This window comes from Myxococcales bacterium (assembly GCA_016712525.1).
In the GTDB taxonomy this organism is placed as follows: domain Bacteria; phylum Myxococcota_A; class Polyangia; order Polyangiales; family Polyangiaceae; genus JAAFHV01.
The window spans coordinates 1,520,740-1,534,057 of record JADJQX010000001.1; the positions used below are offsets into that span (position 1 = coordinate 1,520,740).

12 protein-coding genes are annotated in these 13,318 nt (G+C 68.3%); 5 read left to right on the forward strand and 7 right to left on the reverse strand.

Features of this window, described 5'->3' with window-relative positions:
• Positions 1-9 precede the first annotated feature (9 nt).
• Complete coding sequence (locus tag IPK71_06560; protein MBK8213400.1) at positions 10-900, reverse strand: hypothetical protein; 891 nt, start codon at positions 898-900, stop codon at positions 10-12.
• Between the two features lie 114 nt (positions 901-1,014).
• Here IPK71_06560 and IPK71_06565 point away from each other — a divergent pair, with 114 nt between their 5' ends.
• From IPK71_06565 to IPK71_06575, 3 genes are all read left to right on the forward strand, one after another.
• Positions 1,015-2,376 carry a M20/M25/M40 family metallo-hydrolase gene (locus tag IPK71_06565; GenBank protein MBK8213401.1) on the forward strand — a complete coding sequence of 454 codons (1,362 nt, stop codon included), beginning with the start codon at positions 1,015-1,017 and terminating at the stop codon, positions 2,374-2,376.
• A gap of 149 nt (positions 2,377-2,525) precedes the next feature.
• Positions 2,526-3,008 (forward strand): roadblock/LC7 domain-containing protein, encoded by a 483-nt coding sequence (locus IPK71_06570; protein ID MBK8213402.1) that lies wholly within the window; start codon positions 2,526-2,528, stop codon positions 3,006-3,008.
• A gap of 17 nt (positions 3,009-3,025) precedes the next feature.
• Positions 3,026-3,616 (forward strand): GTPase domain-containing protein, encoded by a 591-nt coding sequence (locus IPK71_06575; protein MBK8213403.1) that lies wholly within the window; start codon positions 3,026-3,028, stop codon positions 3,614-3,616.
• 770 nt (positions 3,617-4,386) lie between these two features.
• Here IPK71_06575 and IPK71_06580 read toward each other — a convergent pair.
• A complete protein-coding gene (locus tag IPK71_06580; GenBank protein MBK8213404.1) occupies positions 4,387-6,084 on the reverse strand; it encodes a PilZ domain-containing protein in 1,698 nt (565 codons plus the stop codon).
• An 822-nt stretch (positions 6,085-6,906) separates the two neighbouring features.
• Here IPK71_06580 and IPK71_06585 point away from each other — a divergent pair.
• Entirely contained in the window at positions 6,907-7,431 is a 525-nt protein-coding gene (locus IPK71_06585) for a hypothetical protein (GenBank protein MBK8213405.1), read from the forward strand.
• On the opposite strand, the gene IPK71_06590 is transcribed toward IPK71_06585, so the two are convergent.
• The 3 genes from IPK71_06590 to IPK71_06600 form a co-directional block, all read right to left on the reverse strand.
• Positions 7,404-7,925 (reverse strand): CarD family transcriptional regulator, encoded by a 522-nt coding sequence (locus tag IPK71_06590; protein MBK8213406.1) that lies wholly within the window; start codon positions 7,923-7,925, stop codon positions 7,404-7,406. The two genes, IPK71_06585 and IPK71_06590, sit on opposite strands and share 28 nt — an antisense overlap.
• A 53-nt stretch (positions 7,926-7,978) precedes the next feature.
• Positions 7,979-8,896 (reverse strand): Ppx/GppA family phosphatase, encoded by a 918-nt coding sequence (locus tag IPK71_06595; GenBank protein MBK8213407.1) that lies wholly within the window; start codon positions 8,894-8,896, stop codon positions 7,979-7,981.
• A gap of 88 nt (positions 8,897-8,984) precedes the next feature.
• A complete protein-coding gene (locus IPK71_06600) occupies positions 8,985-9,752 on the reverse strand; it encodes an OmpA family protein (protein ID MBK8213408.1) in 768 nt (255 codons plus the stop codon).
• Positions 9,753-10,199: 447 nt separating this feature from the next.
• Here IPK71_06600 and IPK71_06605 point away from each other — a divergent pair, with 447 nt between their 5' ends.
• Entirely contained in the window at positions 10,200-10,556 is a 357-nt protein-coding gene (locus IPK71_06605) for a hypothetical protein (GenBank protein ID MBK8213409.1), read from the forward strand.
• A gap of 206 nt (positions 10,557-10,762) precedes the next feature.
• Here the strand turns inward: IPK71_06605 and IPK71_06610 are convergent, their stop codons facing one another.
• Positions 10,763-12,352, reverse strand: coding sequence for a hypothetical protein (locus tag IPK71_06610; protein ID MBK8213410.1), 1,590 nt, complete (start codon positions 12,350-12,352; stop codon positions 10,763-10,765).
• Between the two features lie 71 nt (positions 12,353-12,423).
• A complete protein-coding gene (locus IPK71_06615; GenBank protein ID MBK8213411.1) occupies positions 12,424-13,245 on the reverse strand; it encodes a TrmB family transcriptional regulator in 822 nt (273 codons plus the stop codon).
• Between the last annotated feature and the right edge of the window lie 73 nt (positions 13,246-13,318).

Below are 13,318 nucleotides of genomic sequence, written 5' to 3' on the forward strand. Positions count from 1 at the left end.
GTGCGTGGCTCACGCGCCGAGCACCCCGGCCAGAGCATCCCTCAGCGAGCCGAGCCGACGAACGCCGAACAGCGCCGTGCGCGGGGCCGTGAACGCCGCGTCCACGAGCGCGTCGAGCGCGTCGATATTTGCATTCTGCAATTGATCTTCGAGCCACCCGAGGCGATCGCGCGACACCATGAGCTCGCCCCCGAGCCGTAGGCGCCCTACCTCGTCGCGTCCGGCAAAAATAGGCCCGATCGCCTCGTCGACCTTCGCCGCCCAAGGCGCGGCGCACGGCGCGCTCCGGGCCCCGAAGGTGCTCGGGACGGTGGCCTCGAGCCCGTACGCGTCGGCGAGCAGCCCCGCGATGCGACCGGGATCGACCTCCGCGCCTCGGAGCTCCTCGAGCGTCGCGGGGACCTTGCCCTCGTAGGCCGCGCGGGTCTCGTCGAGGGCGGCCTGGGAGACGGCGACGATCGCCTCGACCAGCGTGTTTCCCGTGCTCGCGTCGTGCGCGAACGACACGTGCGCGACCGGTCTCCCCTTGGCGACGAGCGCGTCTCGACCGAAGTAGTGCGTGAGCACCCCGGCCTTGGTCAGCGCCCGCAGCACGGGGCGAACCGCGCGGTTCAAGATCTGCGCTTCGGTCGCGGGCACGAGGGCCCCCGGGCTCGGCAAACGCAGCGCGGCGTAGAGCCTGCCCGGGCCCACCCGCACGGCGCCGCCACCCGAGCCACGGAGGTGCGCCTCGAGCCCACCCCAGGCCGCGGGCACCTCGCCCGTTCGCTGAAAGGCCCCGAGCCACACGGCCTCCTGCGAGAATCCCGCGACGAAGAGCTCGGGGCGCGTCACACGCTCCGAGAGCGCGTTCGCTGAAAATCCGGCCAAATCGCGAGGATCGAGGGTCGCCACGCTCATCCCTCGTGGCTACCACGGAAGCCGGCCCGCGCCCGCGGCCCGTCGCGCGAAACGAGACGCAATCAAGCCTCGCAAGGTCGCCCCGGGCGCGCCGAAGTGCGCGAAGATGCCCCTATGCCGACCGACTGGGGCCAAACGTGTGTCTCGCTTCTCCAAGACCTCATCCGACAGCCCACCGTGAACCGCGGGACGGCCCAGAGCGACGACGGTCACGAGCACCTCTGCGCGCGACTCTTGGCCGATTTCGCCCGCGATCGAAGGCTCGAGCCCAAGATCTTCGCCAAGGTGAAGAACCGCGAGAACATGGTGGTGCGCGCCAAGGGCAACGGAAAAAAGCCACCGCTCCTCCTCAACGCTCACATCGACGTGGTCGAGGCCGACGAGTCGCGTTGGCAGCGCCCTCCCTTCTCGGGCGACATCCACGACGGCTACGTGTGGGGCCGGGGCGCCATCGACATGAAGCACATGGCCGCGATGAGCGCGTGTGTCGTCGCGAGGCTCGTCGACGAGGGCGTCGAGCTCGATCGCGACGTGATCTTCGCCGCGGTGGCCGACGAAGAGGCCGGCTGCGCCCTCGGCAGCACCTACCTGGTCGACGAGCACGCCGACGAGGTGCGTGCAGAGTACATGATCGGAGAGGTCGGCGCCTTCTCCCTGAATTTGCTGGGCAAGGTGTTCTATCCGATCCAAGTCGCCGAGAAGGGCGTCGTGTGGACGCGCGCCACGTACCGAGGGTCTCCGGGCCACGGCTCCATGCCCGATCCGGACGGGGCCGTGATCCGCCTCGCCGAGGCGATCGCGAAGCTCGGCAAAAAGCGCTTGCCCATGCACCCGCACCCCGTCGTCGAGCGGTTCGTCGAAGGCCTCGCGAAGGCGCTGCCGTTCCCGCAAAAACAGGCCCTAGGTCGCCTCACGACGCCCCAGATCGCGGGCCTCATCCTCGACTACCTCGTCAAAGACCCGGATCAACGCCGGAGCTTCGGCGCCATGCTCGCCAACACGGCCTCGCCCACCGTGGTGCGCGCCGGCAACAAGGTGAACGTCATCCCGGGGCGCGCGTCGGTCGAGATCGACGGACGCACGATCCCCGGCCAATCGGAGCTCGCGTTCCTCGCCGAGCTGCGTGAGGTGCTCGGCCCCGACGCCGAAATCGAGGTCATGCACTCGCTCCCGGCGGTCGAGACCGACGCGACCACGCCGCTCTACGGGCACCTCGAGGCCATGCTGCGCAAGCACGATCCGCTCGGTGAGCCCTTGCCCTACATGGTGGTCGGCTTCACCGACGCGAAGGCCTACTCGCGCCTCGGGACGCACTGCTACGGCTTCACGCCGCTCAAGTTCGACCCGACGCTCGGCGTGAGCTTCCAGAAAATGTACCACGGCCATGACGAGCGCGTGCCGGTCGCGGGGCTCACGTGGGGCTTCGACGTCCTCTACGATACGGTCCGCAGCTTTTGCGAGCGCCGCCCCGGATGAGCGGGTTTTTCTTAGCCCCCGACGGCCCTTGCCGCCCGTAAAGCGTTCCGATAGAACCGTAGGTCTCGTGAAGATGCGGGTGGGATCGGGCGACGGAGCCCGGAGCACACGTTGGCTGCGGCGCGGGGCATAGCTCGCGGAGGACTCGGATGATCAATCCCCAGATGGTGATGTACGAGGAGGAGTTCAATCAGATCCAGGCGGTCGTCGACCGTTTGGTTCGAGACGCGAACGCCAAGGTCGTCTTCATCGTCGACAAGAACGGGCAGCTCATCGCGGCGAGCGGCGACATCGACAACGTCGACACGACCAGCCTCGCTTCGCTCACGGCCGGCAACATCGCCGCCACGGGCGGCATGGCCAAGCTCCTCAAAGAGAACGAGTTCGCGACTCAGTTCCACGAGGGCGAGAAGGCCAACATCCACATCCAGCTCGTCGGCAACCGGGTCATCCTGGTCGTCATCTTCGACTCGAGGTCCAGCCTCGGGCTCGTCCGCCTCCGCGTGAAGAAGGCCAGCGAGGAGCTCAACCACATCTTCGAGTCGCTCTTGAAGAAGGTGGCCGAGCCCGGCGCCGACTCGCCCTTCGCCGAGATCACGGACGAAGACATCGACAACCTCTTCAACGACTGAGCGCGCGAGGCAAGGCGATGAGCTTCATCAACTACATGGCGCGCGAGATCAACTGCAAGTTGGTCTACTACGGCCCCGGTCTCTGCGGAAAGACCACGAACCTCCAGTACATCTACGAGCGCACGAACCCCGAGGCGAAGGGCAAGATGATCAGCCTCGCCACGGAGACGGAGCGCACGCTCTTCTTCGACTTCCTCCCGCTGTCGCTTGGCGAGATCCGCGGCTTCAAGACGCGCTTCCACCTCTACACGGTTCCGGGGCAGGTCTTCTACGACGCCTCCCGCAAGCTCATCTTGAAGGGCGTCGACGGCGTCATCTTCGTGGCCGACTCGCAGATCGAGCGCACCGAGGCGAACCTCGAGTCCGTCGAGAACCTGCGCACCAACCTCGCGGAGCAGGGCTACTCGCTCGACAAGCTCCCGTACGTCGTCCAGTACAACAAGCGCGACCTCCCCAACGTCGCGTCGGTCGAGGAGCTCCGCCAGCTCATCAACCCGACGAACGTGCCCGACTACGAAGCCGTCGCACGCACCGGCGTCGGCGTGTTCGACACGCTGAAGGCCGTCGCGAAGCTCGTCTTGACCGAGCTCCGCAAGGGCGGGACCTGAAACGGCCGTCGTGGGTGGAGTAGGCGTCGCAGAGCTCGTCGTTCTCGGCGTGATCGTCCTCGTACCGGCCGCCGTCGCGGGGGTCCTCGGCTACCTCTTCTTCTACAAGGCCAAGTCCGGTAAGGCGCCCTGAACATGTGCGAAGCTTGCGCACTTCGGCGCCTTCGGGTATTGCCCTAGGCCCTTTTCGGAGCACCCATCATGTACCTCGTCCTCTCCAAGAAATCGCGCAAGACGAACCGCACGAAGAGCAAGCGCTACCGCGCGAAGCTCAAGGCCAAGGACCGCGGTCGCCGCGCCCGCATCTACCAGGGCGAGTGAGCCGCGCGCTCCCTGCGAGCCCGTCCTCGTAGCGAGGCATCCGTCCCCGGGTGCCTCGTTTCCTTTTGTGTCGGTCTTGCCCGCGTCGGCATGTGACGTTTCGCGGGGTTGCACCCGTTTCGAGGCCCCGTCGAGGCCCCGTCGAGGCCCCGTCGAGGCCCCGAGAGACGACCCACGTTGGCGCCAAGGGCTCGAAATGACTCACTATGAGGGCTAGCGGCCCCATGGGTTCACCTGGGGCGCGAGCGTCCTTGTGGCCGGCCTCGCGGGTGCACGACGGACCTGTCTCCAGGGCCCCCGGAAAACCGCCCACGGGCCCCGGAAAACCGACCGACGTTGACGCCAAGGGCGCGACATTCCTCGGTTTGAGGCCTCCGCCCCCCACCCCAAAAGCGAAACGGCGCGACCCCCAAGGAGCCGCGCCGTTCACCACTCTCAGCCGCTCGGGCTCAGTGCTTGCCGTGACCCTTCGAGGGGCTCCCCTTGCCCTTCGGGTGGTCGGCCTTGCCGTCGGCCTTGTGCTGGCCCTTCTTCTTGGTCTCGGCCGTCGCCTTCTCCTTCGCCAGCACCATCTCCAGCGTGTCGCCCTTGGCGCGCACGAGGTAGTTGGGCACGCCGTCCTTGAAGCTCACCGTGAGCTCGGCGCCGTTGCCGTCGTTCGCCACGCGGATGCCCGAGATGCGCGAGTCCTTCGCGGCGAGCGGCGAGGCGGCCTCGAGCGAGCGCCGGTTCGGGAGCACCACGGTGAACCCGGTCGGCTGCGGCGCACCCTGGAGGCGCTCGATCGGGCCGTCCATCTTGAGCTTCAACACGGTCCCGTGTCCGACCGGGCCATTCGAGAACGGCTTCGGCTTGCCCTTCTTGCCGGCAGGAGCGTCGGGCTCGGACCCGTCGTCCGCGCCCATCGAACCGGGCGGCATCGCCGCGACCGCCTGCGGAGAGGCGGCACCGGGCACCATCGCGCCGGGCATCGCACCCGGCATCGCGCCCGGAGCTGCGGCCATCGCACCCGGGGCCACCGCCGAAGCTTGCGGCGCCACGGGAGCCTGAGGCGCCACGGCCGCGGCCGGCTCTTGGGGCGGAGCGCTCGCGAGCGGAGCGGGCTCGTGCGGCTTGCGCATCGCCATGAGCCCGAGGATGAGCGCGATGCCCGCGGCTCCACCGATGGCGAGCTTGCGTTTGTCGAGCTTCTTCGCCGGCGGCGCCTCGGGGGCCTCGTCGGGAGCCTCCGAACGAACCACCTTGCGGCCCTGCGCCTGGAGGCGTCCACCTGGCGCCGGGGCCGTCGTCCGACGAACGGGGGCTTCGTCGCTGTCGCCGCCCTTCGAGGCGCTCTCTTTGCGCTTCTGCGCGAGCATCGCCGCGGCGGTCTTGGCGCGGGCGAAGAGCCCACCGATCGCCGGCCCGATCTTCATGATGTTCTTGCCCATTTCGGCGCCGATGCCCTTGGCGCGTTCGCCGAAATCGTGCTTCGGATCCTCGCCGTCCTCGCGCGCCTCCGGGGGCTCTTCGCTGGTCGCGTCGGCCGCGGCGCGTGCGCTCTCGTCCTCGTACTTCATGGTCACGACGAGCTGCGGAATGGCCGCCTCGTTCGTCTCGACCTGCACGCTGTGGATGCGGGCCGGGCGCTTCTCGCCGGTCTCCGCGTCCTCGAGCTCGAGCTCCTTGCCCTTCTGGAGGTAACCGAGCTCGCTGAACGTGGTCACCTTCGCGACCGAAGCGTCCTTCACGCGCGCCTTCATCGGAACGCCGAGGCCCTCGATGTGCAGGCGAACGCGCCCCACGGGGATCTTCGGGGCCGCCGCGCCGGGCTCCTCGGACACCTCGAACAGCTGCTTCAGCGCCGAGGCCGAGGCCGCGTCGAGCTTGCCGAACGAGAGGCCGAACTCTCCGCCTTCGGACCCGTCCTTGCACCAGGTGACCTCGCCCGACGCGAGCACCGACGCACCCTCTTCGGTCTCGAACTGGCACGTGAGCGGCTGCCCGACCGCGGGGAGGTATCCCGCACGGAGCGCCATGCCCGCGACCGAGACGTTCATCGCTTGCGCCTCGAACGAAGGGCCCTGCGCACCGCCGACCTCGACCATGCCGTCGAACGGGACGCGCGGAGCGTCGGGGGCGCGCCTATCGGTGTCTTTGCTGCTCATCGAATCCTCCGGCAAACGTGCGGCAGGTGTCCCGGGAGGTGCCACGGGAACGTCACCGCGTCCGCTTTCCGGATAAAGGGAAGCCGTGAATCGGGCCAAATTTGTGCGCGCCGATTTTTCCCCGTCGCGCGCGGATCGCAGCCAAAATCGCGTCGTTTCGCGCGTGCAAAGCGCACGCATCGAAGCCGCTCGCGAGGCGCTCAGCTCACCCCGTCTCGCTCCGGCGCGCTACTCGCACGCGCAAGGCCCCACCTTCGTACGGCTCTCGGCGAGGGTCTTCTTCGCGTCCACGCACCGCGCGTCCTCGGGGCCCGTGAGGTCGCAGAGCGCCTCGACCGATCGCCTCATCGAGCCGAGCGCGCGGCACGGGCTCGAGCACGGCGTGCCGTAGGAGGGCGCGTCGGAGGTCGGTGACGCGCTCTGTGGCCGAGGCTCGGCGGGAGCCCCTGCGGGCGTCGCGGGCGCTTCCGGCGCGGGGCGCGGGGCCGTCGCCGCGTCAATTTCCGAACGTGCGCGTTCGATACGGCGGGTGGCCTCTTCGACGGTTCTCGGCGCGTTTTCTGCCGGCATGGACGGTGCAGAAGCGGGTGGCGCGGCGGCACACCCCACGGCGAGAAACCCCCATGCGACGACGAGTGACCTCTTCACGCCCGGATCTTCGGCTACATCGCGCGCCGCCGCAACCCTGGACCCATGTGGGGAACGCTCGCCCTTCTTCGCAGAAATCGGCCCACGCCTTCCGACGCGCAGCTTCCTTTCGGCGCGCGGCGCCGGTGTACTGGATCGTACGGGCCCAAACGAAACGCGCGAGGTGACGACTCCATGAAGCCGCTTTCGATCGCCGCACTCTTCGCCGTGTTGCTCGCTTCTCTCGTCGGTTGTGCCTCGGCCAACGAGCCGCAAGCCGACACGTCCGAAGGCGAGCTCCGCCCCGCGCCGAGCGCGCTCTCGATGTGCCCGCGCACCTTCACCGACGCGAACGGCGCTACGTGCGAAGCGGGCCTCTCGTGCCTCTACTCGCTCGAATGCGGCGCCACGAACCAGCAGACCCGTTGCGAGTGCGAGAACGGCAAGCTCGCGTGCGTCGATCGTGTCGGACCCATTCCGGTCGGCGAAAAGCAGCTCTGCGCGCCCGGCTCCACGGCCGACAAAACCGAGTGCCCCGTGAGCCAGGCGGCCGCGCTCGGCACCTCGTGCACCACCGCGGGCCGCGTCTGCGCCTACCGCGGAAAGGCCTGCCACACCGTGCCCGGGCAAGTGCTGCTCGACTGGTGCCGGTGCAGCCCCGATGGCGAAGGTGGGTTCAAGTACAACTGCGGTCAGGCGCTCTGCCCCCCGCCTCCCTGAGGCTCGAACGCCGCGTCGACGCGCGCTTCGGCTTCTGCCTCGTCCACTCCGAGCGCGCTCGCGATCTCGCGCACGAGCATGCCCTTGGTCGCGTCGAGCACGCGGCGTTCGCCGTACGCGAGCGGCTTCTGCCTCTTCCGCCACTCGAGCTCGCGCACGATCTCTCCCGTGTCGGCGAGCCTCCCTGTCTTTTGGCGCTCGGCGAACGCGCGGGCCCGTCGGTTCCACGTCTGCGTATCGAACGACGTAGGGCGCACGGCGAGGGCCGAGAGCAACGCGTCGATCTCGGCGGGGCTCGCGAGCCTTCGCAACCCGATGGCCTCGGCGTTCGTGGTGGGCACGAGCACCTTGCGGTCCGCGCCGACCACGGCGAGCACGTAGAACCGCTGGCGGCTCCCGCCGATCTCGCGCGCCTCGGTGGTCAGCAGCTCGACCACCCCCAAGACCGGGTAGAACGCGCGCTCGCCGACCCGCAGCTCCCCCTCGTCGATCACTGATCCCTCCCGCCTCACGGAGACTACACGAAGTCCCGCGGTCGGAGCGATGGTCAGCCTGGCTTCGTGACCAGCGCCTCGGCGAGGCCCCAGCGCACGCCCCGGTCCGAGACGCGCACCTGGCTCTTTCCGAGCCTCCGAAGCACGGCGAGCGCGAGCACACCGCCGGCCACGATCACGTCCGCGCGCTTCTCGTCGAGCCCCGCGACGCGCCTCCGTTCGGCGAGCGGTAGCCGCGCGAGCCGCGTGACGACGGCCTCGATCTCCCCCACCGACATCGTGGCGCCGTGCACACGCGCCCCGACGTACGGCTCGAGCCCGAGGTGCACGGCACAGAGCGTGGTCATCGTGCCCGCGATGCCGACACACGATGCCTCGTCGGGGGCCTTGGTGACCCCCTCGAGCAGCTCCTCGGCGAGGCGCTGCGTGGCCTCGAGCTCGGGGGTCGTCGGAGGGTCCGAGGGAGAAATTCTCTCGGTAAGTCGGACACTTCCGACATCGTAACTGCGGGCCTCCTTCGTCGCGCCGCCCGGAGCCCCGAGCACGATCTCGGTGCTCCCGCCGCCGATGTCGAACACGACCACCTCGCGGCCTACGTCGGCCATACCCGAGAGGGCCCCGCGAAAGGTGGCGCGAGCTTCTTCTTCGCCCGAGAGGACCCGCGCCGGCACCCCGAAGAGCCCGCGGCACGCCTCGACGATGGCCTCGCCGCCGCTCGCGTCCCGCATGGCGCTCGTCCCGACGATGTCGACGGCGGTCGCCCCGCACGCGCGCACCCGCTCCGCGTACCGGGAGAGGCAGGCCGTGGTCTCGGCGATCGCGTCCGTGGCGAGGGCCCGGGTCTTGTCGACCCCCCGGCCGAGCCGCGTGATCGTCGCGTGCTCCTCGACGGCCACGAGCGCGCCCTCGCGCCGCTCCGCGACCAGCAAGAGCACCGTGTTGGTCCCGATGTCGATCGTGGCGACGGGCATTTTTCTCGTCCTTTCGTGCACTTCGGGCAAAACGCACACGCCCCGCGAGCCCGAGGCCGGCGGGGCGTGCGACCGTGACAGGGAGCCTTCAGCGAATGCTGTTGAGCTGCAGCATCTCTTCGACGTTCGGCTGAACGACGAGCTCGACGCGGCGGTTTTTCTGCATCTGGTCCTTCGTCTGCGCGGCGACCGTGCCCTCTTGCGGGTCGGTCTCGCCGTAGCCGGCAGCCGACCAACGGCTCGCCTCGAGCCCGCCACCCTCGCCCGGCTTCTTGCCGACGGGGTTCACCATGAAGAGGAGGACCTGGCGCGAGCGCGCGAGCGAGAGGCCCCAGTTGTCGTGGAAGGGCCCGCCGCCGTACTTGGCGTTGTCGGTGTGACCCGCGACGACGAAGTAGCGGCTCGCGAGATCCTTGTCGCCACGAATGATTTCGGCCACTTGCGCGAGCGCCTCTTTGCCCTGGGGCTTGAGGGCGTCCTTGCCCGAGTCGAAGAGGATGTCGCCCGGGAGCTGGATGACCATGCGGTTGTTCCGCACGACCACCTTGAGGCCGATGGAGTTGAGCTTGTCGAGCTTGGTGCGAAGCTCGCGGAAGCGGGCCTCGATCACGGCGAGGCGATCGGCGCGCTCCTTGTAGTCCTTGAGCGCCTTCATGAGGTTCGCGGCGTCTTCCTTCGTCTTCGCGAAGTCTTGAAGCTGCGCCTTCATGGCGTCGATCTGGGACTGAGCCTCGGTGAATTTGGCCTGATCGGCGGTCAGCTGGTCCTTCGCCGCCTTCAGGTCGGCGGAGAGCTTGTCGATCTCCCGCTGCTTCGCCGACATCTCTTCGTCGCTGTGCCCACAACCGACGGCCATGAACGACGCGAGCCCCGCTGCAAGCAACCACTTCGAACGAATCGCGAGCACGGCATCCTCCTTTGGTGGGTGGCGCTACGCACACCCGCGCGACGACGGTACGTAGGTGCCGTTTCTTCGTCAAGGAGCTCCGAGCGCGCCAGGCGACCGACCTCGAGGGTCAAGAAACAACAAAATCCTAGTCGCCATGTTTTTTAAAAACATAGACAACGCGATGAACAGGGCGCCAGAAAAACCGCGTCATTTGCCATGGAAGGCAGGGGATAGAGTAGCAATCTCCAGTGGTTACGCGCGCCCCGCCTCGGCCCGACGCGTCCCGCCTGCGCACCCATTCAGCCTTTCAGGACGTCAAGTTTTTTAAGTTTGACAACTGACGTAGGTGACCATATAACCAGTGACGTAGCTGACCATATAGGTCACGTACATCCTCAGCAGGAGGGATTCCGTATGGCTGCAAAGAAGAAGGCCGCTGCCAAGAAGGCGCCCGCGGCAAAGAAGACCACGACCAAGACCGCGAAGAAGGCCGCCCCCAAGACGGTGAAGAAGCCGGCGAAGAAGGCTGCTGCGAAGAAGCCCGCCGCCAAGAAGCCGGCGAAGAAGGCCGCTGCCAAGAAGCCGGCGAAGAAGGCTGCTGCCAAGAAAGCCGCCAAGAAGCCTGCCAAAAAGGCTGCCCCAAAGGCGGGTAAGACCGGTCCTCGAAAAGCAGCCGCCAAGCGCCCCGCCGGGCGCTCGAAGGCTGCCGCTGCCCCCAAGGCCCCGGCTGTCTCGTCCTCCGCTGGTCCGATGGACGACGGCGAGGAATGAGGTAGGGCCAAGCTAACTTGTCGCGGATCCGGGCCCGTCCTGACTGCGAGAAGAAGGCACGGACCGGAACGAAGGGCGCACCATGTGGTTGCGCCCTTCGCGCTTTTTGTCGCCCCGACATGAGCCGACCTTAACACTGGTCGTGTGTTCAGTCCATGGGGGCGGTTCCTCCTGATTCGTTTGGCGCGCGAAGCGACAAGCCGCGGTCAGTCGCCCAGGTAGAGCTTGAGCGCGAGGGCGGCCTCGCGGCGGTCGAAGGGGAGGCCCTTCAGCTCTTCGCGGGCGGAGATGGCCTCGAAGAGGTCGCTCAAGAAGACCGTGAAGCTCTCGGCCTCGCGCACGGCGTCGCCGAGGCGGTCGGGGCTCGTGAGATCGGACTCTTGGAGAGCCGAGAGCGCCTTCAAGAACGGATCGAAGCGGGGATAGTCGGCGGCGCGCAGCAGCGGGTAGCCCATCGACCGGAAGTAGGCGAGGAACTCGCGCACGAACTGGAGCGACGACGCGCCTCCCCATCGCTCTTCCGTGTCCGGGAGCGCGCGTGCCTTCGCGCCGAACGCGCGGAGGATCTGGGCGAACATCCAGATGTCGCGCCGTAGACGGACCGAGAGCGCGCGGCGGGCCGAGGCGTCGTCGAAGACACCGTGCTCGTCGAGGCGTTCGCCGAGCACCTTCCCGAGCACGAGCACCGCGTTTTGGAGCGCGGGGCGGAGGGTCCCCGTGACACGCGCGATGGCGACCTTGAGCTCGGCCTCGGTGCGGCCCGCGTCCGGAGAAGGGAGCTCGTGCTCGAAGGCGCGACGGAGCTCGAGCTTCAGGTTGGCGGCGATTCCGCCGAGCGTGGCCTTCAGGTGGACGAGCCGCTCTCCCTCTTCGCGGAGGGCCTCGTAGCGCTGCACGAGCTCGCGCGCGGGCCTCCGAAAGAGCTGCTTTTCGTAGGCTTCCGCGAGCTGGACGCCGGCGCGCGTCTGGAGGTGGGTCGTGAGGGCGCGGGCGTCGGAGCGGAGCACCGCGAGCACGAGGTACGTGGGCCCCGGACCGAAGCCCGCGTCGAGCAGGTCGAGGTACTTCAGCATGCGGAGGAGCGACAGCACGGTGAGCGCGACGAGCCTCCGCGCGCTCTCGTCGCTCACTTGCCGCGTCAGCTCGAGCAACCTCGCGTTCGTGATGCGGTCGAACTCGGGCCGAAACTCGAGCGCCGACAGCGGGTTGAAGAACGCCGACGTCGACACCTCGCCGTGCGCGACGCCGAGCACGGCGAAGAACGTACGGAAAGGTACGCGCGGGAGCCTCGAGATGCCGCTCACGACCTCGAGGAGGTTCGTCATCGCGTGGCGCAGCTGAAAGAGAGACTCTTCGGGGGTGTCTTGCACCCGCGTCTCGCGGACGAGCCGGGTGCGCGCGCCGTCGTCCGGGAGGACGGTCTCGAGGTACCGCTGGAACACGAACGTGCGCTCGTGCTCGCCGAGGAGGAGCCGGCAGAGCCCCACGACCTTCGACAGGGCCTCGCGGACGAGCAGCGTGGGCTCGCGGTAGTCGTTCGCGACGATCGACACACGGCGCGGCTGACCCGGGTGATTTCGGGGGTTCGCGAAGCACGCGAGCCCCTTCATGAGCACCTCGAGCTCGAAGAGGCGCTCTTCTTTCTGCGGCACCGTGATGCGCGAGAGCCAAGCCTCGCGCATGATCGAGTGCTCGCGCCGAAGGCCTCGGGTGTCGCGGAGGAGGTCGGCGTAGGCGTCTTGCCCGAGCTGGCTGCGCGGCGCGAACGACGCAAACGAGCGAGGGGGAACCGACACCGCGCGCGGCGGGATCGAGCGTGGCGGGATCGATCGCGGTGGGATCGATCGTGGCGGGCCCGACCGGGAGCTCACCCCGAGCTGCCTTCTTGGGTCTTGATGAGCGAGTCGAGCCTGCCGACGCGCGCGCCGAGCATGCGCGCCATGACCGCCTCGGTGTTCTTCCCGGTGCGCTGGCAAAGGAGCGTGATGTCGAGCGCGATCTGGCTGGCCGCGAGCTCGGCGATGGCGGCGGTCTCGCTGAGGACGGCGTTGTCCGAGGGGAGCTTCTCGGTCGCGCCGATGAGGCTCTTTTCGTCATCCGCCACGACCACGAGGCGGTGCTTCCAGAACGTCTCGAGGTCCCCCTCACGGAGCCCGTACGAGAAGAGCTCTCCCGGGAGCTGGCCGAGCTCGGCGTGCGAGAAAATGACGATGTAGACCTTACGTTTGGCGGCCTTCTTCAGCTCGGCCGAGAGGGGCTCGAGCTCGCGTGGCCAGCCGCTCACGACGAGGCGATCGGTCGCCCCTCGGATGAGCCGCTCGGCCTCCTCGAGGATGCGCTCGTAGCCGCGCACGCTGAACGCGTCGGGCACCTGCGGAGCCGTATCGATGCGCGAAATGGCCGTCTCGAGCTGCTCGACCGAGGCGTCGAACCGCTTGCGCAAGAGATGCATCACGTCCTCGGCGGGGCTCGGCGCGAAGCGCTCCGGCGTGCCCGCGATGGAGCGCGCGGCCCCTGCCTTCACGAGGCGACGGAGCACGCCGTACACAGCCGAGCGCGGGATTTGGGCGCGCACGCCGATCTCGTAGCCCGTGGCCGGGCTCTCCTGCAGAAGGGCCGCGTAAGCACGAGACTCGTTCAGGCTGAACCCGAGCGCCACGAGCGCGGGAACCACGTCCGGATCCGACATAGCTCTAGGTTTTCCCACGATTTTCGGCCGACGCGCGAGCATTTCCCGTGCTCGCCCAAAAACGGTCAAAAAC